General features: G+C 53.7%; 21 protein-coding genes, 1 tRNA gene and 2 pseudogenes. 4 read left to right on the top strand and 20 right to left on the bottom strand.

All coding sequences use genetic code 11. The annotated features are described in order from the left end of the window. Positions 1–133: 133 nt before the first annotated feature. The 11 genes from KHQ26_RS12200 to KHQ26_RS12250 all read right to left on the bottom strand — a co-directional run bounded on the left by KHQ26_RS12200 (position 134) and on the right by KHQ26_RS12250 (position 12,045). The gene (locus KHQ26_RS12200; protein ID WP_002889852.1) at positions 134–1,396 is read right to left on the bottom strand and encodes a PTS galactitol transporter subunit IIC; all 1,263 of its coding nucleotides are present in this window, start codon (positions 1,394–1,396) and stop codon (positions 134–136) included. 88 nt (positions 1,397–1,484) lie between these two features. After that, positions 1,485–2,480: a 2-hydroxyacid dehydrogenase gene (locus KHQ26_RS12205; RefSeq protein WP_004177325.1), complete on the bottom strand. Its 996-nt coding sequence runs from the start codon at positions 2,478–2,480 to the stop codon at positions 1,485–1,487. A gap of 16 nt (positions 2,481–2,496) precedes the next feature. Next, complete coding sequence (locus KHQ26_RS12210) at positions 2,497–3,258, bottom strand: SDR family NAD(P)-dependent oxidoreductase (RefSeq protein WP_004177323.1); 762 nt, start codon at positions 3,256–3,258, stop codon at positions 2,497–2,499. An 11-nt stretch (positions 3,259–3,269) separates the two neighbouring features. After that, positions 3,270–4,808, bottom strand: coding sequence for an FGGY-family carbohydrate kinase (locus tag KHQ26_RS12215; protein ID WP_032410126.1), 1,539 nt, complete (start codon positions 4,806–4,808; stop codon positions 3,270–3,272). Between the two features lie 20 nt (positions 4,809–4,828). Next, on the bottom strand, positions 4,829–5,380 hold the full coding sequence (locus KHQ26_RS12220; protein WP_002889866.1) for a glycerol-3-phosphate responsive antiterminator: 552 nt from the start codon (positions 5,378–5,380) through the stop codon (positions 4,829–4,831). 14 nt (positions 5,381–5,394) lie between these two features. Continuing rightward, entirely contained in the window at positions 5,395–6,186 is a 792-nt protein-coding gene (locus KHQ26_RS12225) for a class I fructose-bisphosphate aldolase (protein WP_002889868.1), read from the bottom strand. 514 nt (positions 6,187–6,700) lie between these two features. Then, entirely contained in the window at positions 6,701–6,952 is a 252-nt protein-coding gene (locus KHQ26_RS12230) for a zinc ribbon domain-containing protein (RefSeq protein WP_002889874.1), read from the bottom strand. A gap of 176 nt (positions 6,953–7,128) precedes the next feature. After that, positions 7,129–8,526: a dihydrolipoyl dehydrogenase gene (lpdA, locus tag KHQ26_RS12235; RefSeq protein ID WP_004177317.1), complete on the bottom strand. Its 1,398-nt coding sequence runs from the start codon at positions 8,524–8,526 to the stop codon at positions 7,129–7,131. Next, entirely contained in the window at positions 8,516–10,051 is a 1,536-nt protein-coding gene (locus KHQ26_RS12240; RefSeq protein ID WP_004177311.1) for a 2-oxo acid dehydrogenase subunit E2, read from the bottom strand. The genes lpdA and KHQ26_RS12240 overlap by 11 nt, the downstream gene beginning before the upstream one ends. Positions 10,052–10,054: 3 nt before the next feature. Then, complete coding sequence (locus tag KHQ26_RS12245; protein WP_002889881.1) at positions 10,055–11,074, bottom strand: alpha-ketoacid dehydrogenase subunit beta; 1,020 nt, start codon at positions 11,072–11,074, stop codon at positions 10,055–10,057. A gap of 11 nt (positions 11,075–11,085) precedes the next feature. After that, a complete protein-coding gene (locus KHQ26_RS12250) occupies positions 11,086–12,045 on the bottom strand; it encodes a thiamine pyrophosphate-dependent dehydrogenase E1 component subunit alpha (protein WP_002889884.1) in 960 nt (319 codons plus the stop codon). 253 nt (positions 12,046–12,298) lie between these two features. Between KHQ26_RS12250 and KHQ26_RS12255 the strand changes: the two genes are divergently transcribed. Beyond that, a complete protein-coding gene (locus KHQ26_RS12255) occupies positions 12,299–15,064 on the top strand; it encodes a LuxR C-terminal-related transcriptional regulator (protein ID WP_004177307.1) in 2,766 nt (921 codons plus the stop codon). A gap of 180 nt (positions 15,065–15,244) precedes the next feature. Here the strand turns inward: KHQ26_RS12255 and KHQ26_RS26050 are convergent. The 7 genes and pseudogenes from KHQ26_RS26050 to proB form a co-directional block, all read right to left on the bottom strand. Next, positions 15,245–15,409: pseudogene (locus KHQ26_RS26050) on the bottom strand (DUF6538 domain-containing protein); the annotation flags it as partial. A gap of 233 nt (positions 15,410–15,642) precedes the next feature. Beyond that, complete coding sequence (locus KHQ26_RS12260) at positions 15,643–16,176, bottom strand: hypothetical protein (protein ID WP_004177306.1); 534 nt, start codon at positions 16,174–16,176, stop codon at positions 15,643–15,645. A gap of 16 nt (positions 16,177–16,192) precedes the next feature. Further along, a complete protein-coding gene (locus KHQ26_RS12265) occupies positions 16,193–17,371 on the bottom strand; it encodes a hypothetical protein (RefSeq protein ID WP_049124064.1) in 1,179 nt (392 codons plus the stop codon). Between the two features lie 589 nt (positions 17,372–17,960). Beyond that, a pseudogene (locus tag KHQ26_RS12270) lies at positions 17,961–18,173 on the bottom strand (Arm DNA-binding domain-containing protein); the annotation flags it as partial. 164 nt (positions 18,174–18,337) lie between these two features. Then, positions 18,338–18,413, bottom strand: a tRNA-Thr gene (locus tag KHQ26_RS12275). Positions 18,414–18,526: 113 nt separating this feature from the next. Next, positions 18,527–19,762 carry a glutamate-5-semialdehyde dehydrogenase gene (gene proA, locus KHQ26_RS12280; protein WP_211777890.1) on the bottom strand — a complete coding sequence of 412 codons (1,236 nt, stop codon included), beginning with the start codon at positions 19,760–19,762 and terminating at the stop codon, positions 18,527–18,529. Positions 19,763–19,772: 10 nt separating this feature from the next. Next, positions 19,773–20,876 carry a glutamate 5-kinase gene (proB, locus tag KHQ26_RS12285; RefSeq protein WP_004144574.1) on the bottom strand — a complete coding sequence of 368 codons (1,104 nt, stop codon included), beginning with the start codon at positions 20,874–20,876 and terminating at the stop codon, positions 19,773–19,775. 289 nt (positions 20,877–21,165) lie between these two features. On the opposite strand from proB, the gene phoE reads away from it, so the two are divergent. Then, positions 21,166–22,218 (top strand): phosphoporin PhoE, encoded by a 1,053-nt coding sequence (gene phoE / locus KHQ26_RS12290; RefSeq protein ID WP_004144576.1) that lies wholly within the window; start codon positions 21,166–21,168, stop codon positions 22,216–22,218. Between the two features lie 44 nt (positions 22,219–22,262). Here phoE and KHQ26_RS12295 read toward each other — a convergent pair whose 3' ends face one another. Further along, entirely contained in the window at positions 22,263–22,829 is a 567-nt protein-coding gene (locus tag KHQ26_RS12295) for an NlpC/P60 family protein (RefSeq protein ID WP_004222859.1), read from the bottom strand. A 412-nt stretch (positions 22,830–23,241) separates the two neighbouring features. Between KHQ26_RS12295 and KHQ26_RS12300 the strand changes: the two genes are divergently transcribed. Then, complete coding sequence (locus KHQ26_RS12300) at positions 23,242–24,111, top strand: DMT family transporter (protein ID WP_211777891.1); 870 nt, start codon at positions 23,242–23,244, stop codon at positions 24,109–24,111. 95 nt (positions 24,112–24,206) lie between these two features. Next, entirely contained in the window at positions 24,207–24,872 is a 666-nt protein-coding gene (locus KHQ26_RS12305; protein ID WP_004177299.1) for an HAD family hydrolase, read from the top strand. A gap of 360 nt (positions 24,873–25,232) precedes the next feature. Here KHQ26_RS12305 and KHQ26_RS12310 read toward each other — a convergent pair whose 3' ends face one another. After that, positions 25,233–25,403, bottom strand: coding sequence for a LysR family transcriptional regulator (locus tag KHQ26_RS12310; protein WP_094986545.1), 171 nt, complete (start codon positions 25,401–25,403; stop codon positions 25,233–25,235). Positions 25,404–25,585: the final 182 nt, after the last annotated feature.

A 25,585-nucleotide genomic window follows, 5' to 3' on the forward strand; every position in this document is an offset into this window, starting at 1 on the left:
GCCGCGCAGGGGGCGGACGCGCTGGTCAGATGTTCAAACCAGGGGCGTAGCTGAGCCAGCTATTCAGTGCACAGTATAAGAGGAAGAAGCAGAGGGCAGCAGTTTGCCCTCTGTTTACTTGAGTGGTCTTGTACTAATGTGTGGCGCTAAAAAACTCGCCAAATTTGACGGCCAGCCAGCCGACAGGCGTCGTGGCGCCGCCGACGATATTGGTGATCTCGGCCATCCCTTCCGGCACCGGAATATGCGAGTTCACCGCCGCCTGAGTGTATTCTTGCGAAATGTCCGTCCCGACATACAGGATGCAGGTCACGATCAGGGTTCCGGTTATGAACATGCGGAACATATTTCGTTTACAGAACGGCGTGACCATTGCCAGCAGGAACATTAAGGAAGCCAGATCGACAAAGGGCAGTACGCGGTTGCCGGGCAGAATGATAGACAGCACCACAGCCATAGGGATTAACAGCAGACCGGTCGCCAGTACCGAAGGTTCACCGATCAGTAACGCCGTATCCATCCCGATGTAAAAATCGCGCCCCGGGAATTTAGCCTTCAGTTTTGCTTCAGCGGCATCACGGACAATCAACAATCCCTGCACCAGAATTTCAATCATTTTAGGCAGCAGCAGCATGGCGGCTGAAACCTTAATGGCCAGTGAAACGGCCGCGGAAACGTCATATCCCGCCAGGAAGGCCAACAGCAGTCCCAGTACGAACCCCAGGGTAAGAGGCTCGCCAAAAACGCCGAATTTTTTATTAATACTTTCCGGATCGAAATTGATTTTATTGATAAGCGGGGTCTTTTCAATGATGTAATTACAGGCAATGCCAAACGGCACGTAAGCTATACAGGTAAGATGGGGGAATGATATCCCTTTAAGATTATAGTTTTTTTGTAAATACGGCGCCGTTAAATCTGCCGCCAATAGCGTCAACACAAAAATAGCGAATGTAATACCGACCGAAAGCCAGTAATTTCCCGTTCCGGCATAGACCACAGACCCCATGATCAGGAAAATCCAGTAGTTAAAAATATCGATATTCACCGTTTTGGTTAATTTCAACAGAAGCATGGCCAGGTTGATGACGATAAAGCCCACCACGACGGGCAGCATCAGCGGCGAACCCCAGCCAATGGTCGATGCGGTAGGCCAACCGGTATCAACGACCGTTAACTGCAGGCCGATACGCTCAACCATCGCCTGCGATGCCGGGCCCAGGTTTGTCAGCAGCAGGCCAATCACCAGCCCCACCCCTTCAAAACCAATGCCTACCAGCATCCCTGCTTTAAATGCCGTACCGATTTTAACGCCAAAGCAAAGCGCGATAATAAAGAATATTACTGGCATCATTACTGATGCCCCCAGACTAATAATGCTGTTGATAATATCCATAATGATTCCTTAAAAGGCGGGCGAATTGGGCACGAGTAAACCCGTGCCCATTGGGCCCTGTTAATACCTTTAATGGTTCTTTTAATATTTAACTGAGTTTCTTTAAAAGGATCTCAGCGAAGAGTTTGGGCGAATTACTGAATGCGTCAATGGTACTCCCGGCAATATGCGGCGTAATGGTCACGTTATTCAGAGTATAGAATGCACTGTCGTCTGGAAGCGGCTCGTCATCAAAGGTATCAAGCGCGGCGCCCATGATTTGCCCGGATCTGAGCGCATCAATCATCTCTTTTTCATTGATTAACCCGGAGCGTGCCGTGTTAACAATGATGGCACTGCGCTTCATCAGCGCGAAATGGTGTGCGTTAATCAGATTTTCGGTTTCCGGCGTCAGGCGAGCATGTAACGAGATAACGTCGGCGCGTTGTACCAGTTCGTCCAGAGAATCGACTTTCTCATAACGTTCATGGCCTGCAACGTACTTATCGTAAAAGATAATCTCCGTGCCAAAGCCGCTGAGAAATCCCGCGACCAGTTGGGCAATATGACCGAGGCCAACCAGCCCCACGACTTTTCCGCCAAGCTCCGGGATCGCCTGATGGTTCGGACTGTCTTTACGCCAGTATTTGTCACGCAGGGCATCGTGTGAACGGGCGATATTGCGCATTTCCGCCAGGATCATGCCGACCGTGAATTCGGCGACGCTGCGAGCGTTACGCCCCGGGGTGTTCATCACCTCAACGCCCCGGGCGTTCGCCACCTGAAGATTCACGTTTTCCACGCCACCGCGGAGCACGCCTACATATTTCAGCTTTGGTAGTTTATCGAACACCGCAGTATTGACGGGGGCAAACTGAGTGATCAGGATGTCAATATCATCCGTTCCCTGAAGCAGCGCTTCCGGTAAGGCCACGGCTTCTGCTCCTTCCTGTTCAACCCGCAGATTATCTTCCTGAAGTTTCTCAACGGAGCCATGTGACCACTCGCGTACTTCTACTTCAATCCCGTTATCCCTGAGCGCTTTCAGTCCTGATTCCATCATCGCTGCATTGATAAACAGATCGGCAATTGCCAGACATTTCATAATGATTCTCCCTAGATTAACGCATCAACATACCGCCGGTAACGTCCAGAGTTGCTCCCGTCATATAGCTGGTCTTAGGAGAAACCATGAAGACACCGATGTCGGCAATTTCTTGCGGCTGGGCCACGCGGCCCACCGGAATACGACTGACGTAATAGTCAGGGTTTTGCTCAATGTTCTTACGGATCATCGCAGTATCCATGATCCCGACGGCGATATTGTTCACATTGATTTTTTGTTTGGCGACTTCCCGCGCCAGAGAGATAGCAAAGGCGACCAGGCCGGCCTTACTTGCCGCGTAGTGCGCATGTCCCGTCGTGGAGCCGTGGAACGCGGCCTGCGAGGTAATATTCAGAATGCTGCCCATCTGGTCATGCTGCAGGCAGTGATTTACAAACAGCTGGCTGAGATGGAAGATGGCTTTCAGATTGACATTCATCACCAGATCCCAGTCCTGCGGGCTGATCTCGGTGACGTAGCCGCTCAGCCAGATCCCGGCGTTATTCACCAGAATGTCGGCTTTACCCAGTCTGTCGATACAGGTGGCAAACAGATTTTCCCGGCTCTGTTCGTCAGAGAGATCGGTTTTGACCGCGATGATCTCTACGTTCGCGCTGGCCTTCACCGTTTCGATCAGCCGTTCGGGATGCTCTTCCTCACGCATATAGGTAAAGCAGATATTGACGCCTTCTTTGGCGAGAGAAAGAACAAACTCTCTCCCCAGGCCGGTTGCGCCGCCTGTCACGATGGCCGTACGATTCGTTAAATTCAGATCCATTTTTTCCTCACTTAGTGCGCGATGTAGTTGCTGCAGCTTTTCCACGGCGACTGCATTTCTGATAACAGGTTTTTATAAAGCTGGTATTTGGTCTGGTAGACCCGGTGGTTTTCCGGATTAGGGGAGACGGTGCGTGAGACATGGACCATGTCGTTTGAGGCAGAAAATACCTCCGCAAACCAGCCCACCATAACGGCGGCGGTCATCGCGGTACCCAGGGTCCCGTGCTCTTTGACGTCAACGATTTCCAGCGTGGCCTGGAAGATATCGGCGAATATCTGCAGCCAGACCGGGGAGTTCGTGACGCCGCCAGCAATACGAATAGTGCGGCTTAGCTTCGGGTTAATATTGCGTAAGCGCTCGGTGTGGTAGAGATGGCTGAAGGCCACGCCCTCATAAATCGCCCGCAGAAAATGGGCTTTTTTATGGAAGCTGTTGACACCGATAAAGCCGGCCGAGGCGTCGGGAATGGTGTTAGAGCCAAACACGAACGGAAAGAACAACAGGTGGCTTTCATCCGGCGTCGTTGACGAAACCAGCTTATTACACAGGTCATAGACCGACGATCCTTGTTCGGCGGAGGTTTTCCGATCGCTCTCCATAAAGTTGTTAATAAACCACTCCAGGTTGCTCGCGGAGGTGGGGCTGGCCTCGGTGATGAGCCATTTACCTTCAATGGGATAAATGGAGGTCATAAACAGATCTTTATCAATAACCGGGTGGTCGGTAACGTATTCGTTTATGCTCCAGGTGCCGGTGACGATCGCCATCTTATCGAGACCGTTAATCCCCGAGGCAATGGAAGAGGCCGAGATATCAAACACCCCGCCAGAAACCGGCGTACCTGCGCATAAACCGGTCAGACGGGCCACGTCGTCAGTGATTTTTCCGCAGCATTCTGTTGAGCGTTTGATGGGGGGCAATTTGTCCCGCAGTTCATCAAGTCCCCACCATGCCAGTAGTTCATCGTCATACTTGCAGTCACGTACGTTGATCAGGTTGGTCCCTGAGATATCGGTCAGCTCAAGAAAAGCCTCTCCGGTCAGGTAAAAACGGATCAGGTCCTTGACCATAAAAATATAACGCGCTTTTTGCAGCGTCTCGGGCTCGAAATCCTTCAGCCATGCCAGCAGGGCGACAGGTTGTCCGGCCCAGATGGACTGCATCGTTTTTGGCAAAATGTCGGTAAGGAATTCTGGTGAGCGTTGCCATCTCTCAACGTACTCTTTTGCCCGGCTATCGGTGGATATAATGCCGTTACGCACCGGGTGACCTTCTTCGTCGACCAGATACAGACCGTTACCATGACCGGTGACGGCCACTCCTTTTATCTGGCTGGCGTCGATACCTGATTGCTCAATCGCTTTTTTAATCACTTCGACATTCGCGGCCCACAGCTCATCGATACTGCGCTCTGTGTGGAATTCCCGGGGTGTCAGCATCTGCGTGGATTTTGAGGCGATGGCGAGCACCTGTCCTTTACGGTCATAGATGGCTGCCTTGGTGACGGTTCCACCATTGTCGATGCCCATGACGTATTCATCTTTCATTCGCGTGGACTCCTTATTGGTTACCATAAGCCGGGCTCGCTGGTGGTTATCCCTTTAAATCCGGCATGGAATATTTTATCTACAAGGTATTTGCGCTTAACAAAGCCTCCGGCGATGAATACCACATCAAAGCCTTTCAAATTTCGGCTAATCAACTCCAGACACTGGCAGGCATATTCAGCAGGTAAGATTTCAATTGCGTCCGGTGGACTGTGTTTAACAATATCGAGCGACTGATCAAGCGATCGCGAATCGATAAGTAAAACCCGATATACGGTCAGCAATCCCTCTTTTTTGGCGTAGCGTAGCGCGGAGAGATTGGAAGAAATAACACCATCAACCTTGTAATAATTTTTCAGCAGATTGATCCCCGCCTGATCCGGTTTAAAGCCGCCCAGTAATTCAAGGTGAACGAGGACCTTCTTACCGCTTTGATGGCATTTGCCAATCAGCGACTGCAGATTGCCGATATTCGCTTCGGATAGCAGCACATATTCTGACTGGCAGGATAATGCTTTCTCAAAGTATTTATACTTCCTGATGGAAGGGATGATGGTGTTATTTGAAATCATATTAATTTCCGATGTTATTTAGCCATGTAGAGGCTGTATGCATCTTCCGCTGTTGCGTTTTCATGGATGATGGCATTCAGACCTGCTACCACTTTCGCCGGCTGCGGATCCTGGGTAATGTTTCGTCCCACAGCCACGCCTTTCGCACCCATCTGCATACAGTGCTGAACAAATTTGAAGTAACCGTCGATGCCGGTTTTTGGCCCTCCTAAGGCAAGCACCGGCACGCCAGCAGCTTCAACGATCAGTCGGTCCTCTGGTGAACCGGTAAAACGCGTTTTGATGACGTCCGCGCCCAGCTCCACCGCTGCGCGGGCCGATGCAGCGATGATGGCCGGATTGTTAGAGTCATCGCTGGTGACGGGATAACCATACGGGAGCGATTCGACAATCAGCGGTACATTCCAGCGATCCGCTGCCTGTGCGAGTTGCATCGCCATAATGTGGGTTTTTTCTTCATTGAAGGCGCCGGGGAAGGTCATGCAGACCACGCCCTCGGCAGCGACTTTAAGCGCATCTTCGACGGAAAAAACGGGGGTAGTATCGGGAACGGTATTGTCAAAGATACTGACCGTGCTGTCGACGCGTAACACAACGGGAACGCTGTTCAATGCTTCCCGATAATTCTTCAACATGCCGTACGTGACGAGCGCGCAATCCAGGCCGTGTTCCACCAGAGCAGGGAGCTGATTTATCGTATTATCAATACCATTTGTTTTCGTGGAAAAATAGTAGCCATCCAGCGCTAAGGTCACGGATTTACCGTCTTTTGCGAATATTCTTGAGAGACGACGTTCTTTAGACATTTATTTACTCCTGAGATAAAAAAACAAAAAAAAGCCCTCAGAGACTCGCGTCTCTGAGGGCTTTCTGTTCACATACCCTTTTGATAATGGTTCAGGGATCCAAAGCATTATCAATGCAATTTTTTAGCAAAGTGAGAAAGGTTTAACTTTTGTTTAAATTAAATCTGTTCTCTTGCGTGATTAAATAACTAACACACGCGATAACTTATTGTCCAGTTGGTATCATTGAAATGAGAGATTCATCACATCAATATGTTGTATTACCTGAGAAGTTCTGGGTTAAATACAGAAACCGACCCCTTAAAAACCAGGCAATAACGCATCCGGACAAGGGGAGAACGCCAGGCGTTTATTTCATCCGCATGAAGAACGCATCCATGCATGCTCCAGCCTGCAGGTCGTCATCCCCAAACGCGTATTTATTCCTGTCCGGATGGCGTACAAAAACGCTATAGCAATGTTGTCGGCATGGCGGTCTGTCCCCGGGATGATTTCCTCCTGCCGCCCGGGCAAATTACTCGTCCGCTTTGTGCGCCCAGGCAGGCATCGCCGTCAGGTAACGTTTTGCCCGTTTCCGTGATTCCGCTACGCCCACCTTTTGCCAGGCGTCGAGAAAAGCCGCCAGACCGGATACGGCCTCTTCCCAGGATTTCAGATTACCGTCGCTGTCGCTGCAATACGCGCAATATTTATCGCTGGCCCCTTGCGCATCGGGTGCGGACATCGGCATTCCGCAGGCCTGGCAAAACCTTTCGTGCTGTGTCATAGAGCGCTCCTCCTGTCGTTTGGTTGTCTACTAAATATACAGAATTTACGCATGGCGCTTAGCGTTTCAGATCAATAGATCCTGTCGTAACCGTTGTTGGGGATCTTCTGCCGGGGAGTGCGGGAGGGATAACGGGAACTTACTCCGTATCGCACAGCTATCGCCTCCCTTATTTTTTATTGATGCAACGGTTGGTCGCAGGCCGCGAGGATTGATTCATGCATCGCTTCGGAAAGTGTCGGATGCGCAAAGATCATCGACAGGAGACTTTCGTCTGTGGCCTCCAGGTGACGGGCGATGCCAAAGCCCTGGATCTGTTCCGTGACCTGTGCGCCAACCATATGCGCGCCCAGCAACTCGCCGGTTTCAGCATCGAAAATCGTCTTCACAAAACCCTCTGTCTCGCCGCTGGCCAGCGCCTTACCATTGCTCTGATAAGAGAACTTACCGATCCTGACGGGCCGTCCCCTGGCCAGGGCCGTCGATTCCGTCAGGCCCAGACTGGCAACCTGGGGCCGGGCATAAGTGCAACCAGGCACATAGTCGCGATCGAGAGGGTGGGCGCCTTCGACACCGGCCAGTGTCTCAATGCAGATCACACCTTCGTGGCTGGCCTTGTGCGCCAGACACGGCGGGCCGGCTACATCGCCGATGGCATAAAGCCCAAATACGTTAGTGCGACAAGCCGCATCCGTCTTGATAAAACCGCGGTCTAACTCGACGCCCAGTGCTTCCAGCCCCAGATCTTCAATATTCGGCTGTACGCCAACCGCCAGCAGCACACGTTCGACTTCCAGGAAAGATTCGGCGCTCGTATTTTTCATTGTACAACGCACCCCGGTATCGGTGAGCTGTACTTGCGTCACCTGGGTCTGGGTATGGACCTGAATCCCGCGTTTTTCGAATGACTTACGCACTGCTGCAGACACCTCGGCATCTTCCACTGGCAAAATCTGCGACGCTAGCTCGACCAGCGTCACTTTACAGCCCAGATCGTTATAAAGGCTGGCGAACTCGACGCCAATCGCCCCTGAACCGATGATTAAGAGCGACTTGGGTAAAAGCTTAGGCCGCAGCGCCTCGAAATAGGTCCAGATATGTTCGCCATCTGGCGCTATGCCTGGCAATGCGCGTGGTCGGGCGCCGGTTGCCAGGATCACGTGATCGGCCCGGTAATCGCGCGCCTCCCCTCGGGCATCCTCGACCGTGATTTGCCCCTTGCCGCGCAGCCGCGCGGTGCCATCAATCACCCTCACGCCATTTTTCTTCAACAGGTACGCAACCCCAGCGGTGAGCTGTTGCGATACGGTACGGCTAAACTGCACCAGTTTCTGCAGATCGACGTTCACCTCGCCCACGCTGATGCCCAGCTGACTGGCATGGGTGATAGTGTGCGCAACCTCAGCGCCATGCAGCAGCGCCTTGGTTGGAATGCATCCCCAGTTCAGGCAGATGCCGCCCAGATGTTGTTTTTCCACTAATACGGTACGAAGCCCTAGCTGGCCGGCACGGATGGCGGCAACGTATCCCCCAGGACCCCCGCCGATGATCAGCACATCGTATTTATCGTGCATAGCTCGTCTCCTGGATAAACATCAAGGTCGGGGTTTCAATCAGTCGCTTGAGTTCCCGGAGAAAAGCCGCACCTGCCGCGCCATCGATGACCCGGTGATCGCAGGATAGCGATACCGTCATTTGCTGGCGCGCGACGATTTGCCCGTCGCGTACTACCGCCCGGACCTCGCCGGCGCCAATGGCGAGGATTGCGCTTTGCGGTGGATTGATGATGGCGTCAAACTGCCGGATGCCGAGCATCCCCAGATTTGACAGGCTAAAGGTCCCGCCCTGGAACTCTTCCGGCTTCAGCGTGCCCGCTTTGGCTCTGGTCACCAGCGAGTGAATTTCGTTCGATATGTCGCTGATCGATTTCCGGTTCGCCGAGCGAACAATAGGGGTAATTAGCCCGGCAGGCAGCGCAACGGCCACCGAAATGTCGGCATCCGTAAAGCGGCGGATACTTTGTGCCGCTTCATCAAACTGGATATTGACGTCAGGCACGGCCACCAGCGCCAGGGCGCAAGCCTTCACCAGCAGGTCGTTAACCGAAATCTTGACACCGGGTACTTCGCGGTTAATTTCCTGACGAAACGCTAACAGTCGTTCCAGATCGAGATCGACACTCAAACGGAAATGGGGAGACTGTTGCTTAGAGGTTTGCAGGCGAGAAGCGATAGCCCGCCGCATACCGGACATGGGGATGCTCTCAAAGGGTGTCGGGGCACTCTCCTGCACAGGGCTGACCGGCGGGTGCCCGTCGAGCAACAACGCCGCAGCCAGCACATCATCGCGACTCACCCGACCGCGTGAACCGCTGCTTCGGCAGTCATGCAAGTTGATACCCAGTTTGCCGGCCAGACGGCGCGCCAGCGGGGTGGCCGATACCTGGCTATCATCGGCATGCGAGCGGGGCGCTTTGCTGGGACGAACGGGGGGCGTCGGAGAGGCCAGGCGACCGCCGGCGGCAACGATCGCGCTTTCCAGATCAGAAACAGAGATACGTTCCCCGCGCCCGCTGCCGCGGACCTTTTTCAGGTCGACACCCCAGCGGGCAGACAGTCGTAACGCATGGGGCGTGGCATTAACCTGAGTCACATCGGTCACGCCTTGCAGACTGACGGGGATGACGGTCTGCCCAACAGGGGGCTCCGGACTGTTGGATGGCGGCGAAACAACGGAAGGTGGCTTAGCGCCTGCCTGTGCCGCTACGTCCGGCGCGGCAGCCTCCGGGCCAGGTGCTGCGGGTTTCACTGTCGCCAGACTGGCAGCAAATTCGTCCAGTTCAGCATCGCTGACCGAAGCGTCAGCCGCCAGAGCCAGCACGGCGCCAACCTGAAGCGTCTCACCCTCTCGGGCGATTATCCGGCGTAATGTACCGGCAAAAGGTGCCTCCAGCACATTGACGATTTTACTGGTTTCAATCTCACAGATTTCCTGCCCTCTGGTGAAATCGTCACCCTCCTGGATTGCCCATCGAGCGAGCAAGCCTTCCTCCATGGAAAGCCCCCACTTTGGCATTTCAAGCGTCTTGATTTCGCTCATAGGTTAATCCTCCAGCACTTGACGGACGGCGGCTTCGATACGTTCAACGCCAGGGATCCAGAGTTTTTCGAGAGCAGGGGAGAACGGGACCGGCGTGTGTGGCGGCGTCACCAGCAGAACGGGCGCTTTGAGGAAATGGAATGCCTGGGACGCAATCAGCGCCGCGACATCATGAGCAAAACCGAAGCGTGCAGCGGACTCGTCGACTATCACGACCCGCCCCGTGGAAGCCACCGATTCCAGAATACCTTCCTCATCCAGCGGCGAAATGGTTCGCGGGTCGACCACCTCGACCGAGATCCCCTCTCTGGCCAGTTTGTCCGCCACCTGGTTTGCTTTATGTACCATTGCCGACAACGCAATGATGGTGACGTCCTCTCCTTCGCGCGTGTAGTTGGCTACACCTAGCGGGATGGTATAGATCTCGTCCGGTACCTCGCCCTTGAGGTCGTACAGCATTTTATGCTCGCAGAATACCACCGGGTCGTCGTCGCGAATGGACTGGATTAACAGACCCTTGACGTCATAAGGCGTCGAGGGCACCACCACCTTCAGTCCAGGCGTGGTGGCAAAGATATTATAGGGTGACTGTGAATGCTGGGCTGCGGCAGAAAACCCCGCGCCGATCATCCCTCGCATCACCAGCGGAGCTCTGGCTTTGCCACCAAACATGTAGCGGAACTTAGCCGCCTGGTTATACAGTGCATCGTGGCTCACACCAAAAAAATCCATGAACATCAATTCCGCGACTGGCCGCAGCCCCGTCGCTGCGGCGCCGGCCGCCATACCGATAATGGCCGACTCGGTAATGGGCGTGTCGATCACCCGATCGGAGCCGAACTGCGTCCACAGCCCTTTAGTGACACCCAGCACACCGCCAAAGGCTTCAATCTTCGCCTCTTCGGGCGCATTTCCGCCATGACCGCCACGCAAGTCTTCACCGATGAGTACCACGCGTTCATCGCGCTCCATTTCCTGAGCCAGGGCTTCCTTGACCGCTTCACGATAGGTTTTTATTGTCATGGTTATCACCCTCAGTATGAGACGTACACGTCTGTCAGCAGGTCTTCCGGAGCCGGGTAGGCAGCGGCGCGGGCCTTCAATACGGCATCGTTGACCAGGGCTTCTACTTCCTCGTCAATCGCCGCCAGTTCTTCCTGGGTGATATGTTGCTTGACCTTAGCGGTGAAAATCTTCAGCGGATCATGTTGTTCACGCAGGCGTTGCACTTCACCTTCCGCACGATATAGCGCGGGATCGCCCTCAAAATGACCATGCCAGCGGAAGGCTTTGGCCTCAATGACGCTTGGGCCACCGCCTTCTCGCGCACGCTTGACCGCCTCTGAGGTTGCCTCATAAACGGCAAAGAAATCGGTGCCATCGACGGTCACTGCCGGCAGGCCGAAGCCAGCGGCGCGCCGGGCGATATCACGCCCACCCACGGCGTAGTCATGGCCGGTCCCTTCGCCGTAACCGTTATTCTCGAAAATAAAGACGGCTGGAAGCTGGAGCACGACGGCCATATTGATGGCTTCAAAGACCAGGCCCTGATTAGAACCACCATCGCCCGTAAAAGAGACACCGACGTTGCCGGTTTTTAGCGTCTTTGCCGTTAGCGCGGCGCCGATGGCCAGGGGAGGGGCTCCCCCAACGATAGCGTTCGCACCCAGCATTCCTTTCGACAGATCGGCAATGTGCATCGACCCGCCCTTACCGCGACATAACCCGCTGTCCTTACCGAATATTTCGGCCATCATGCCGTGAATGTCGCAACCTTTAGCAATACAGTGGCCATGTCCCCGGTGTGTTGAACCAATAAAATCTGCGCTCGTTAAATTTTCGCAGACCCCCACCGCGATGGCCTCCTCACCGGTGTAAAGGTGAATGAAGCCCGGAATATCACCGCTGGTATTTTCCTGATGCAACCGCTCTTCAAATGTTCTGATCTCCCGCATCTTGCGGTAAGCCTGCAATAACGCCTGTTTGCTGAGCATCGTTTAATTCTCCTCAATAAAGGTCACCCAGGCGGGGCCAACAGACAGGGCGGATAACCCTGGCCACACCCATGCAATGAATCTACGAGCGGTTAAAGGGAGTGCGAAGCCACCTTCATGGGGGGGGGAGGTGGGGGTTTTCATGCTTGAGGTCAAACTTTCTAAATTTTGTGTAGCAATAAAGTTTGGCTGCCCCATGTCATCCCGGGGGCTGGCGTACAATTGAAAAAAACAAAGCGAGTAGACACCACGGATGAAGCCATTGGATTTAGAAGGTCGCCAATCACCCTCACTGGTCTCCGGGCCATTGCGGCTGACGCGAGGCTTGCCGCTAATCCTGACCAAATTCGTCCCGCCTCGCTCCTCAATACAATTGCTGGAGCGCCCCCGGCTGCTTCAGCTTCTCAGTCCCGTTCAGCAGTGCCGGCTGGGCGTCGTCTGCGCCGGCGCTGGATTTGGCAAAACCACGCTGTTGGCGCAATGGCATCAGCAGATGGTCGCCCAGGGCGAACGTATTGCCTGGCTGAGCCTCGATGAGGATGATGATGACGTATGGCAGTTTATTCCTTATCTGCTGCAAGCATTGCGTCCACTCTATGCTGACTGGGACGCCGATTTCTGGCGTGACATGGAAGAGCAGAAGCTCTCCAGCTCCGAGCAACTGCTGGCCGGGCTCATTAACCAGCTACACTACTGCCCGCATGACGTGTACCTGATTATCGACGACTTCCACGTGATTAACGATCGTGGGGTCTATGAAGCGCTGGGGTATTTAATCAAGCATGCGCCTGCCGCCTTGCATCTGATCATTGGCAGCCGTTTCCACCCGAATCTTGCGCTGAGCCAGCTGCAGGCCCAGGACCAACTGGTGGAGATCTATGATCGAGACCTGCAATTCACGCTCGAAGAAACAAAACACTATTTTAGCCGCACGGTTGCGCTACCCCTCAGCAACCATCATGCACAGCGGCTACAGTCCGTGACAGAGGGCTGGATCGCGGGCATGAAGATCGCTTCATTGTCGGCAGAATTACAGAATGATCCCGAGCATCTGTTGCGTAATATGCATGGAGGAACACGATCCATTGCCCGCTATCTGAAAGAGGTGGTACTGGATCCGCTGCCGGAAGAGGTTCTCGATTTCCTGGTAAAAACGTCCTTCCTCAGTCGGTTAAATGCCGAATTATGCAACGCAGTGACAGGACGTGATGATAGTAAAGCGATGCTGACATGGATTGAGCGACACAACCTTTTTTTGTCAGCCCTTGACGAACAAGGCTACTGGTTCCGCTACCATCCTCTGTTGCAGGAAAATCTTCGGACCATGCTGCAGCAGAACAACGATATTGATCGCAAACAGCTACATGAATTAGCCAGTCATTGGTTCGTCGAACAGAAATTGTGGTCTGAAGCGGTACGCCATGCGCTCAGCGCAGGCAAGCCGGTGCATAGCCCCGTACAGGACGGCGCAAGCGCTCAGTCACTGGCGGAAGAAGGGGATATCGATACCCTGATCTCATGGATGCATCATTTACCGCCCAGCACCGATCCGTCGCGCATTGACCTGCAAATTAACCTGGCCTGGGCACTGGCGCATTATTTCCACTTTGATGAGTCGAGGCAGCTGCTTGATAACCTCGATCAGATGGTACTTCATCATCGTGAGGATTTAACCCGCAGCACCTGGTGTAAATTGCGCGTTGTGCGGGCAATTTGCGAAGCCTTTGCGGAAAACATCCCGGAGAGTCTGGCTATAGTTCAGCCGTTGCTGGCCGAAGTGCCCTGCGGCGACACCTGGGTTGATGGTCTGATATGCAATATTCTCAGCTATTGCCATGTTGTTAACCAGCGCTATCACGACGCGCTGGAGGTTCAACAGCATATGCCCTCTCCGGAAAGTCCTTTAGATAATCTGTTTGTTTCGGTTTATCGCGCGTTTATTATTGCCCAGTGCCATCTTTGTCAGGGCGATCTGGGAAAAGCCGGGTGGTATGCAGAGAAAACGTTGCGCCAGGCTGAATGTTATACCGGTACCCAGTCGACCAGTGGCGCGACGCTGGCGCCGCTGCTGGCGGAGATAGCCTATGAATGTCAGAGGGGTGACTCGCCCGAGCATCTGTTAGCCGACCGGCTCGAATTCATCGACCGATTCAGTCCACCCGACGCGCTGAGTCGTTGCTATACCTATCTCGCGCGTCAGGCCTTAGATAACGATATGCCCTATGAGGCCGAGCGATTGCTGGAGCATGCGCAGCGTCTTGCGGTGTCTCGCGGCTGGCAACGGCTCCAGGCCATGTTGTTAGCCGAGCAGGTGAGGGTGCGACTGCAGAGCGGCAATTTCACCGGCGCAGAGCAACTGCAGCGACAGCTTGAACAAATGGCCGCCAGCTTCAGAATGGATGCCGAACATCCCTGCCAACGCGCCATCGTTATGTCTGCATCCCTTAGCCGCAGCCGGCTTCTTCTCGCCAGAGGCCAGGCACCGCAAGCCTGCGTTTTACTGGCTGAGATGGTCTCCGATCATGAAAGCCGGGGGGACGGGTTAACCGCAGCGCGTCTACGTACGCTCTGGTCATTGGCCTTGTGGAACAGTGGCAAAACTGCCGCTGCGCGCACGACATTTCAGCCAGTCGTGCAGCTGGCTGAACAACAGCATCTCACGGGCCTCTTTCTTGACGCTGGCGATACCTTGCAACCTTTGCTTATCGGTATGAATGAATCCTCTTCGGCTTGGACAGAGAAAAGGGGAGTGCAGGGATCCTGGGCAGACAAGCGCGGGCCTGTAGACGGAACACCGTTTAATAGTGGAAGCCCCGATATTCAAGGGGAACTCAGCGAGCGAGAATTTCAGATATTACAACTGATCGCTGAAGGTCAGATGAATAAAGAAATTGCTCGCTCCCTCGCTATTTCTGCCGAGACGGTCAAATGGCACATCAAAAACATCTACGCGAAGCTCAAAGTGAATAGTCGCACTCAAGCGATGAGCAGGGCGCTGGAGATGAAATTACTGGATTAACGGTTTGAAGAGGGAGGGCTGGATATAAAATATTATTAAGATGGCATTGCTCATTGCCGCTTACGTTACGGTGCTATGAGCCATGGATAGACGGGCTTTACGCATAGCGATCTCCATCGTTGGCAGATTGATTTTGCCGGATGATTTCTAAATATGAATGGCACGATTATGCGGGATACTTACAAATAGACCTGCGGCAATCGCTCTCGCTTTTCTGATGTCGTTTGTTTCTGTTGAAGCGTGAATCTCACGCTGTCCCGTGTAGAGACGGTATCGGGCGGGAACTGCAATACGGACAACATAAATACCGCTGCTACGGCGATACAGATTATCACGTTGAGCCATCGGCTGTATGACATCTATGTAGTAGAGGCTACGCGATTTCACTCTGAATGAATTTAATAGTAATTAAATCAATAAGATAGAACTGAATAGTGCCGATAATAGGAACAAAGCAGGAGCATAGGGTATTGTTTTTAAAGGAAATATAAAAATAAAAACACCACCATGCCACATGCCCCCACTAAATTTTCTATCTCGCGTCTCAACGCCCCTCCAGAGTTGAAGGGGCAGAAGGCTCAATCGTGTTTTAGCTTTGACTCATTAATACGAGAGTAGAGACTATTAGCAAATCTGAAATTACTTTTAATAACGCTAAAAATGCATCGACTTTGGAGCCAGCACAAGTAAAAAACAAATACTAACGCAAAATATTTAATCACTGACTGATGCTCAACATATAAAGATGCATTGCCTAGTAAAGCCTTGAATATATAAAATACAAGAGTTCCTAACATTACTAATGCAGAAACAATTATCACGTAGATCAACTTTTCTATTCTTGGAACATCCTTTGTATTTTTAATATAATCAACATTATCACTTACTATCCCTTGTATCGCATTAGGATACAAAAAACCGACCCACAAACCGATAATCGTGAATATTGCCGCGGATATATTTTGTAAAGTCCCTACAACATCTTTAACATCTGCAAACTTTAAGGTGTTTTTCAAAAAGTAAATAATTATGGCAACAACAACCAGAGCAATTACATCCCATTTGGCTCCAGCAATCAATTCTGACCATGCCTTCCTGAGTTTGGGATTCATATCATTCACCTGTCACTTAAGCTTGACCATTTACAATTAATTGGTCATTTTCGTTTTCATCACCATCATTGGCAACTGGACCGACCTGAATACCTTCTTCTATGGCATCTTCTTGCGCCATGACAGACTCAAGAATATCCCCGCGAATTTTATTAATTTCTTCTAATAATTTTTCAGGGGAATAATGTGAAAGTCCATCTGAATCGATTGGAAGCGTTGATTTCACAACATATTTAGTTAGCCAAATTGGAATTTCTGAATCTTTAACTTTAAAACCGACATCAGCCCAATCAGTTTCTTCCGCTCTTTGGGCAAATAATCTCGCAATTTCCTCAGCTGAAGGAGCACCATCAATGCGCACTTCTATACGCTTAGGAGCCTGCAATGGAGGAGCCTCCCCGAAAAGAGATGGTAAATACTCACTAGCCAATTGAAGGATAGGACTACGCTCATCTTCTACACGCGCTGTTGCAACATCTCTAATTATAGTTTGAGTAATATTTGGAATTATTTCTTCCAAATTTCCTACTGCTGTTTTCATTTTTGTTTGTTCAACATCAAATTTAAAAATGCAGTTGCATTTATTTTTTCCTTCCCCGTATTCAAACATTGTCTTAACGACATTAATCATTCTGCCTGGATCACGGCTATGTTGATGGCTCGTAGTTGACTGTTTCCTGGTTCCATCAACATTTGAGTGATTATTAACGAAAGTAGTAAAATACTGACAAAATCTAAATGTATCAGCTCCAGAATGCGGAAATATTATTGAGGCGATTTTATTATGTTCAGGTATGATCCAATAATAACATGGTTCTCCCCAAATAATTTTATCACCTTTTACATCAGTTCCAGCTGTCACTGTTTCACTTTCGCCAGCCCCTACGGCCGATCCCATTTTTACTCCATGTAAATTACCCGAACCGTCACCTACTGCTCTCAGTAATACAACAACAATATCATTCGTTTGCGGATCAATAGCGACCCCACGGCAATATGTTTTAGAGCGCATAGGGCTGGTATTAACATCCCATGGGATTGTTTCTTCAATCGCTTTTCCTTTTAACCAAATATCGAACTCACTAAATATTTCATTCAGTGTTCCATATTTATAATCGAGATCTTTTGCCTTATGTTTTAATCTGTAAAAACCAAATGTTTTAATATCAAAAAAAGTAATAGAGCCGTTATCCATAATTAATTACCTTTTCTATAAATTTATTTCCAATGCTGGTGTGTTGTACACATACTAATCATCTCGTACTCTTACGTAAAGCTAGATCTGCGCCTAAGGGCTTAGTTTATGGGCGCATACGGAAAAAATTCTATAAATCACCAAAATCGCACTACACCGCACCCGCCTGCGGTTTTCAGATCGCAAAAATTTTTCAGTTGGGATTTTTTACAAATGATAGCGCCAGACCGCGCCACAACTGGGGATTTACAGCGAGCAGAGAACTGAAAAGAGTGAAAAGAATTTCAGCTTTTTTCAGTTTAGCTTTACTCCAACATCGTAACCAATTGAATTAAGCTATTGATAGTAAAGGGATATAAAATTTTAGGTGAGATTTTTCATGATAACTGACGGCACACTTAAAAGTTAACAAACTGATTCTTATAGACATTTTTTCTTAAGCAGCTGAAATTTAATGAACCGAAGCCGGGAAAATTTTAGTTACTCCCGGCGAACCGTTCAATGACTCTCTTTGGCTGCCAACAGGAGTTCTAATGCTTTTTGTCGCTCGTCCGGTGGCAGGGCATCCATTAGCTCTTTAATCCGTCCCTGCGTCTTCACGCTTTTGCCTGGCATCAGCCAAAGAAACCGTTGGATAGACACCAAAAGATAAACGCTTCTCTTTGCCAGCAAAACGGTACTTCATACGCCAGTAACGCGAGCCATTGGGTTCTACTTGAAGATACAGACCACCTCCATCAGACAGCTTGTAGCTCTTCTCTTTTCCTTTCGCGGCTTCAACCTTTCGGGCATTCAGCATCATTGGGGACACATTTCCTAGATCGAACAGAACATGCCCCTGATTGTGCCCCCAAAGGCATGTTGATTTCAATAGATAGAGGTTGACGTCAAATGACTGAAAACAACGTAACCGCTATGTTTTCAAAGGATTTTGTTGATGTGAATTGACTAGAGAAAACTAGGAGATGGTGCCGATAATAGGAGTCGAACCTACGACCTTCGCATTACGAATGCGCTGCTCTACCAACTGAGCTATATCGGCCCTGCAAGAGGTGTTCACGAGGGTGAATCACGAGGCAAAAGGTTAGAACTTAGCGGGCGATGCGTCAATAGCCAGTGGAATCAACTGCCTATTTTTGCATCGCCCGTTCTCATTTACGCACGAATGGTATCGTCGCCGAAACCAATCCACTTATAGGTGGTTAACGCTTCCAGCCCCATCGGGCCGCGGGCGTGCAGCTTCTGGGTGCTGACCGCCACTTCCGCGCCGAGGCCGAACTGGCCGCCGTCGGTGAAGCGCGTGGAGGCGTTCACATATACCGCGGAAGAGTCCACTTCATTGATAAAGCGGTTGGCGTTACGCAGGGTGCGGGTCAGGATGGCGTCGGAGTGCTGGGTGCCATGTTCGCGGATATGGGCGATAGCCTCGTCCATATCAGCCACCACTTTGACGTTCAGATCCAGCGACAGATACTCGTCGTCATACTGCTCCGCTTTCACCGGCTCGACCTTCGCTGGGCAGTTTTGCAGCGCGGGGAGGGCGGAAGGGGCGGCGTGCAGGGTGACGCCGCTCTCGGCCATCTGCTTGCTCAACGCCGGCAGGAAGGTATCGGCGATGTTGCGGTGCACCAGCAGCGTTTCCACGGTATTGCAGGTGCTCGGCCGCTGGGTCTTGGCGTTGACGATGATCTTCAGCGCGGGGGCGATCTCGGCGGTTTTNNCGCCAATCCCGCCGGTAATCACCGGGATCGTTGACTGCTCACGGCATAGCTTGTGCAGGCCCGCGCCGCCGCGAGGGATCAGCATATCGATGTATTTATCCATCTTCAGCATTTCGCCCACCAGCGCGCGATCCGGGCTCTCGATAGCCTGTACCGCGGCGGCCGGCAGGCCGCACTCCTGCAGCGCCTGCTGGATCACCTTCACCGTGGCGGCGTTGGTGCGCCAGGTCTCTTTCCCGCCGCGCAGGATCGCCGCGTTGCCGGTTTTCAGACACAGGGAGGCGACGTCGACCGTCACGTTAGGACGCGCTTCATAAATCACGCCAATCACCCCCAGCGGGACGCGGCGACGTTCAATACGCAGACCGCTGTCCAGCAGCCCGCCGTCGATCACCTGGCCGACCGGATCGGCCAGATTGCACACCTGGCGCACATCGCTGGCGATGCCGCTCAGACGCGCCGGGGTCAGCGCGAGGCGATCGAGCATCGCTTCACTCAGGCCATTGGCGCGAGCTTCGGCTAAATCTTCCGCGTTGGCGCGCAGAATATCGTCGGTCTGCGCTTCCAGATAATCGGCGATCTTTTCCAGTACCTGATTCTTTTCCCGGCTGGAGAGTAACGCCAGCTGCCAGGAGGCCGCTTTGGCGGCAATGCCCATTTGTTCCAGCATTTTCAGCTCCTTAACGGATGATCATATCATCGCGGTGGACGGCCACCGGGCCGTATTCATAGCCCAGAATGGCATCGATTTGCTGCGAGTGCTGGCCGGCGATAAGGCGCAGCGCATCGCTGTTGTAGCGGCTGACGCCGTGAGCGATGTCGCGTCCTTCGCTATTGCGGATGCGGATCACTTCGCCGCGGGAGAAGTTGCCGCTGACGATTTTGATCCCTTTTGGCAATAGCGAGCTGCCTCTTTCGAGGATCGCCTGGGTCGCGCCCGCATCGACGGTGATTTCCCCCGCCGGCGGCGCGCCGAAGATCCAGCGCTTACGGTTCTCCAGCGGAGACTCCTGGGCGTGGAAGCAGGTACCTACCGGCAGGCCTGCCATGGCATGGCCGATAACGTCCGGACGGTTCCCGGCGGCGATGATGGTATCAATCCCCGCCCGGCAGGCGACGTCCGCGGCCTGCAGCTTGGTGCCCATGCCGCCGGTGCCGAGTCCGGAGACGCTATCGCCGGCGATGGCGCGCAGCGCGTCGTCGATGCCGTAAACGTCTTTAATCAGCTCCGCCTGCGGGTTGCTGCGCGGGTCGGCGGTGAACAGGCCTGGCTGGTCGGTTAACAGCAGCAGCTTATCCGCCCCGGCGAGGATCGCGGCCAGCGCGGAGAGATTGTCGTTATCGCCCACTTTGATTTCCGCGGTGGCGACGGCGTCGTTTTCGTTAATGACCGGGACGATGCTGTTATCCAGCAGCGCGCGCAGAGTGTCGCGGGCGTTGAGGAACCGTTCTCTGTCTTCCATGTCGGCGCGGGTCAGCAGCATCTGGCCAACGTGAATGCCATAGATAGAAAACAGCTGTTCCCACAGCTGGATCAGACGGCTTTGTCCCACCGCCGCCAGCAGCTGCTTGGAGGCGATGGTGGCGGGCAGTTCCGGGTAACCAAGGTGCTCGCGCCCGGCGGCAATGGCTCCGGAGGTCACGATGACAATACGGTGTCCCATGGCGTGCAACTGTGCGCACTGGCGCACAAGCTCGACGATATGGGCGCGGTTCAGGCGACGGGACCCGCCTGTTAAAACACTGGTGCCCAGTTTTACCACCAGCGTCTGGCTTTCACTCATGATTCTCTGCCGTTCAAAAGGAATATCGATATCGAGCTGATGTTGTAGCAGGAGTCGGCCCGCTTGCCAACACCCGGGGCGGCGGGCGCGCCATTTTATTGCGCGGGATCGGGCATTCTGGAGAGGGAATGTGACAAAAATATGTCCGATACATTTAAATACCCTTTTTTATAAAAAGTTCCATCTTGTCATAAATATTTAATATCCCGGCGTTAAAAAACCTCCAGTTTTTGATGGGCGAGCGCCCGCAATTGAATAGCGCGTATAAATAAATCACCAGGACTGAATAATGAAAAAGAGTACTCTGGCATTAATGATGATGGGCTTTGTGGCTTCAACAGCGACGCAGGCAGCGGAAGTTTATAATAAGAACGCGAACAAGCTGGATGTGTACGGCAAGATCAAAGCCATGCACTATTTCAGCGACTATGACAGCAAGGATGGCGATCAGACCTACGTGCGTTTCGGTATTAAAGGCGAAACGCAGATTAACGACGACCTGACCGGCTATGGCCGTTGGGAATCTGAATTCTCCGGTAACAAAACCGAGAGCGACTCCAGCCAGAAAACCCGTCTGGCGTTCGCCGGCGTGAAGCTGAAGAACTACGGCTCCTTCGATTACGGTCGTAACCTTGGCGCCCTGTACGACGTGGAAGCCTGGACCGATATGTTCCCGGAATTCGGCGGCGATTCCTCTGCCCAGACCGATAACTTTATGACCAAGCGCGCCAGCGGCCTGGCGACCTACCGCAACACCGACTTCTTCGGTCTGGTGGATGGCCTGGATCTGACCCTGCAGTACCAGGGTAAAAACGAAGGCCGTGAAGCGAAGAAACAGAACGGCGACGGCGTCGGCACCTCGTTAAGCTATGATTTCGGCGGCAGCGACTTCGCCGTCAGCGCAGCCTACACCAGCTCCGACCGTACCAACGATCAGAACCTGCTGGCCCGCGGCCAGGGTTCGAAAGCGGAAGCCTGGGCGACCGGCCTGAAATATGACGCCAACAATATCTACCTGGCGACCATGTACTCTGAAACCCGCAAAATGACCCCGATCAGCGGCGGCTTTGCCAACAAAGCGCAGAACTTTGAAGCGGTGGCGCAGTATCAGTTCGACTTCGGTCTGCGTCCGTCCCTCGGCTATGTGCTGTCGAAAGGGAAGGATATCGAAGGGGTGGGGAGTGAGGATCTGGTTAACTACATTGACGTGGGCCTGACCTACTACTTCAACAAAAACATGAACGCCTTCGTGGATTACAAAATCAACCAGCTGAAAAGCGATAACAAACTCGGCATCAACGATGACGACATCGTCGCGCTGGGTATGACCTACCAGTTCTGATTAACCGCAGAACCACCCGCCGCAGCCCTGGCTGCGGCTTTTTTTTAGCGGCGATTCTTCGCCAGATGCAGGGTGTCGCTGTTCATGGTGATCTGCGCGTTATACTCCTTCGGCAGACGACGCGCCTGATAGAACGCCGATTCCCAGTAAGGGTTGTCCAGCGAAGAGCGCATCACGCCCTGGCTGCTCGAGGCGTGAAGGAAATTATGATCGGTATCGTAAAAGCCAACGTGCATCCCGGCCCGGGTGCGGAAGAACACCAGATCGCCGGGACGTAAATCCCGCTTATTGACCCGCACGCCCATGTGCAGCAGCTCGCGGGTGGTGATCCGCTCCATCGGCAGGTTAAAGCGATCCTTCAGCGTGCGCCAGACGAAACCCGAGCAGTCGACGCCGCTTTGTTCAGTACCGCCCCATTCATAGGGGGTTCCCTGCCAGGTGTGCATCTGATCATGCAGGGCCGCTACCACCGGGATCAGATCGTCCGATCCGCCGTCAATGGTCATATCCGCATGAGATTTTGTGTTCTTTGCCTGTTTCGGTGAGGAGGAGCATCCTGCCAACAACAAAAAAGGAATTAAAAAGAGAGCATGCGTCAGTTTTGGCTTCATATCGTTATTTTCGAAGTAGCAAGCAGACTGCTTTGTTTTATAGCCGATTAAAAACCACGGCTGAATAAGCCGAGGCCGCCTTTACGTTTATTTACGATTAAAAATAAACAACCTCGGGATGGAGCAGCCATAAAGGGCAGTTGTCACTTCGCAACGGTCTGTGCCAGGATGCTGACAGGAACATTTCACGAGGCATTCCATGACGCATTACGCCATCTCTAGCGAGACTTTGCCCGGCGCCGCTTTCGACGCGGGGTGGATGACGTCTGCGCCTCATCATCGCTTCGCCACGCTCTGCCCACCGCCTCCCCCTCCAGACCGGGTAGTTTTCGGCGCTTAACGCCGTCTTTAGCAGGCGCTTACCTGCCGGTATGACGCTTGATACCTTGTGTTTGACGTTCTGGAGCATGCTATGCACGTTCGCTATTCTCTGCTCGCCTCGCAGGCGACAACGGCCCTTTTTGTGCTGCTGTGGGGCAGCGCGGCCATCTTCACCCGCTGGGGACTGGATAACGCCTCGCCGATGGCGCTGCTGGTCTTTCGTTTTCTGGTTGCCCTGGTCGCGCTGGCGCCGCTGGCTATCGTCCGTCGGCGCTGGCTGCCCGCGCCGGGCACCCGCCTGCAAACAGCGGCCACCGGTCTGATGCTGATTGGCGGCTATTCGGTCTGTTACTTCGAGGCGATGGCCAACGGCGTGACGCCGGGACTTATCGCCACCATCATGGGGATCCAGCCCATCCTTACGCTTTGCGTGGTGGAGCGCCGCCTGCAGGGGCGGCGGCTGTCAGGACTGCTGCTTGCCCTGGCGGGGCTGGTGCTGCTGGTGTGGCGCAGCCTGGCGGCCTCGCCGATGGCGACGGCGGGGATCCTGTTTGCGCTGGCGGCGCTGTTGCTGATGACCTTTGGCGCGCTGTGGCAAAAGCGCAGCCGTCAGGCGCCGGCGGATGTCCTGCCGCTGCAGTATGCCGTTAGTCTGGGGCTGTGCCTGCTGATTGCCCCGGTCAGCGGCTTCCGGTTTACCGTTAACGCCTGGTTGATTATTCCGGTGCTGTTTCTCGGGCTGCTGATTTCGGTGGTCGCCCAGCTGCTGCTGTACCGTCTGCTGAGCGCGGGAAATATCGTCAATGTCACCAGCCTCTTTTATCTGGTGCCAGCGATCACGGCGCTGCTGGATTATCTGCTGCTGGGCAACCGGCTGTCGGCGGCGGCGATGGTCGGTATGATGGCGATCGTCGGCGGGATCGTGCTGGTATTCCGCACCGCGAAGGTCCGCGCCGGCTGATGGCGAGCCGGGCGCTGCGGCGTCCGGTTCATTTTCCTGTCATCTTTTTTACGCATGCTCCCGGCAGCTTATTTTGACCAGTAAGGGAAAGTACCATGGGCAACACGCTGACGATTTTTGATCTCGATAACACCCTGATACAGGGCGATAGCAGTACGGTCTGGAGCCAGTTTATGGTTCGCGAAGGGCTGGCGACGCAGAAGGGGTATCTTGCCCGCGAGGCACGGCTAATGGCGGATTATGACCGAGGAGAGATGAATATCGCCGATTATGTGGCCCTGATCCAGGCGCCGCTGGCCGGAATACCGAAGTCGGACGTTGACGCGCTGGTGGCCCGCTGCGTGCGCGAGGCGATCCTGCCCCGGGTCTATCCGCAGGCGTGGGAGCTCATTCGTCGTCTGCGGGCCGAGGGAGAGCAGATGCTGATTATCTCCGCCTCGGTTAGCCTGCTGGTGCAGGCGGTGGCCGCCGCGCTGGAGATCGATCAGGCGCTGGGTATTGACGTGGCGATGGTCGACGGCGGCTACAGCGGTGAAATCACCGGGATCCCTAGCTATCAGCAGGGGAAGGTGGCGCGTCTGGCGCAGTGGCGCGAGGCGCATCCGCAGTATGACGGCGAGGTGACGTTCTATACCGATTCCATTAACGATCTGCCGCTGTGCCTGCATGCGGATCGCGTGCGGCTGGTCAATCCCTGTCCGCAGCTGCAGGCGGCCGGTGCCGGATACGGCTGGCCGGTGCTGAGCTGGCGGCTGGAATAGCGGAGCGGATAAATTTTTCTACAGGCCTGTGGGTTCAGTCGTCCCAGTCCGGATAAACCCTGTAGGCCGGGTAAGGCGCAGCCGCCACCCGGCGGAATAACGGTACAAGCGTAAATTTCCCTGTGCATACAGCGCCTGGCAGGGCTACAACTTCTATGTTATTTCCGGACAGATTGCGCTCCCAATATTTTTTCTGCGCTATGTCACTCATGGCGCTGGGAGCGCACAGGGGGCGGCCAGTCGCCGCCGCCCCCTGTACCCCCGGGCTCCGGCCAGCAACATCGCCGCTGCGCGGTGCCTTCGACTTATCCCTGCAGGCTTCGGGTCGGGCCGAGGCAGCGTCCATGCAAAACACGGCCCTCAGCCCGCATCCATGCGGGCTGCCCCGGCCTTCCGGGAACGTCTCAGCGATGTTGAGGCCGCCAGCACCGGCAGTTTCAGCAGCCCCAGCGCCAGTGGTGATTTGGGGTTGTAGGCCGGGTAAGGCGCAGCCGCCACCCGGCATAAAAGCAGCTCCGTGCCTGATGCCATCGCCCGGCGGCGCAGTTGCTTGCCGGGCCTGGAGACAGTCAGAGCTGGACGAGTAGGTCGGGTAAGGCGTAGCCGCCACGCGGCATAAACGCAGCTCCGTGCCGGATGCCATCGCCCGGCGGCGCCGTTGCTTGCCGGGCCTACAGACAGTCGGAGCCGGACGAGTAGGCCGGGTAAGGCGC

The sequence above is a fragment of the Klebsiella sp. 10 genome, from assembly GCF_018223925.1.
Lineage (GTDB): Bacteria > Pseudomonadota > Gammaproteobacteria > Enterobacterales > Enterobacteriaceae > Klebsiella > Klebsiella pneumoniae.

What these genes read in the sequence shown, in the direction of transcription:
- KHQ26_RS12200 (WP_002889852.1), bottom strand. Translation starts at nt 1,396, where the DNA reads ATGGATATTATCAACAGCATTATTAGTCTGGGGGCATCAGTAATGATG.
- KHQ26_RS12205 (WP_004177325.1), bottom strand. Translation starts at nt 2,480, where the DNA reads ATGAAATGTCTGGCAATTGCCGATCTGTTTATCAATGCAGCGATGATG.
- KHQ26_RS12210 (WP_004177323.1), bottom strand. Translation starts at nt 3,258, where the DNA reads ATGGATCTGAATTTAACGAATCGTACGGCCATCGTGACAGGCGGCGCA.
- KHQ26_RS12215 (WP_032410126.1), bottom strand. Translation starts at nt 4,808, where the DNA reads ATGAAAGATGAATACGTCATGGGCATCGACAATGGTGGAACCGTCACC.
- KHQ26_RS12220 (WP_002889866.1), bottom strand. Translation starts at nt 5,380, where the DNA reads ATGATTTCAAATAACACCATCATCCCTTCCATCAGGAAGTATAAATAC.
- KHQ26_RS12225 (WP_002889868.1), bottom strand. Translation starts at nt 6,186, where the DNA reads ATGTCTAAAGAACGTCGTCTCTCAAGAATATTCGCAAAAGACGGTAAA.
- KHQ26_RS12230 (WP_002889874.1), bottom strand. Translation starts at nt 6,952, where the DNA reads ATGACACAGCACGAAAGGTTTTGCCAGGCCTGCGGAATGCCGATGTCC.
- lpdA (WP_004177317.1), bottom strand. Translation starts at nt 8,526, where the DNA reads ATGCACGATAAATACGATGTGCTGATCATCGGCGGGGGTCCTGGGGGA.
- KHQ26_RS12240 (WP_004177311.1), bottom strand. Translation starts at nt 10,051, where the DNA reads ATGAGCGAAATCAAGACGCTTGAAATGCCAAAGTGGGGGCTTTCCATG.
- KHQ26_RS12245 (WP_002889881.1), bottom strand. Translation starts at nt 11,074, where the DNA reads ATGACAATAAAAACCTATCGTGAAGCGGTCAAGGAAGCCCTGGCTCAG.
- KHQ26_RS12250 (WP_002889884.1), bottom strand. Translation starts at nt 12,045, where the DNA reads ATGCTCAGCAAACAGGCGTTATTGCAGGCTTACCGCAAGATGCGGGAG.
- KHQ26_RS12255 (WP_004177307.1), top strand. Translation starts at nt 12,299, where the DNA reads ATGAAGCCATTGGATTTAGAAGGTCGCCAATCACCCTCACTGGTCTCC.
- KHQ26_RS12260 (WP_004177306.1), bottom strand. Translation starts at nt 16,176, where the DNA reads ATGAATCCCAAACTCAGGAAGGCATGGTCAGAATTGATTGCTGGAGCC.
- KHQ26_RS12265 (WP_049124064.1), bottom strand. Translation starts at nt 17,371, where the DNA reads ATGGATAACGGCTCTATTACTTTTTTTGATATTAAAACATTTGGTTTT.
- proB (WP_004144574.1), bottom strand. Translation starts at nt 20,876, where the DNA reads ATGAGTGAAAGCCAGACGCTGGTGGTAAAACTGGGCACCAGTGTTTTA.
- phoE (WP_004144576.1), top strand. Translation starts at nt 21,166, where the DNA reads ATGAAAAAGAGTACTCTGGCATTAATGATGATGGGCTTTGTGGCTTCA.
- KHQ26_RS12295 (WP_004222859.1), bottom strand. Translation starts at nt 22,829, where the DNA reads ATGAAGCCAAAACTGACGCATGCTCTCTTTTTAATTCCTTTTTTGTTG.
- KHQ26_RS12300 (WP_211777891.1), top strand. Translation starts at nt 23,242, where the DNA reads ATGCACGTTCGCTATTCTCTGCTCGCCTCGCAGGCGACAACGGCCCTT.
- KHQ26_RS12305 (WP_004177299.1), top strand. Translation starts at nt 24,207, where the DNA reads ATGGGCAACACGCTGACGATTTTTGATCTCGATAACACCCTGATACAG.
- KHQ26_RS12310 (WP_094986545.1), bottom strand. Translation starts at nt 25,403, where the DNA reads ATGGCATCAGGCACGGAGCTGCTTTTATGCCGGGTGGCGGCTGCGCCT.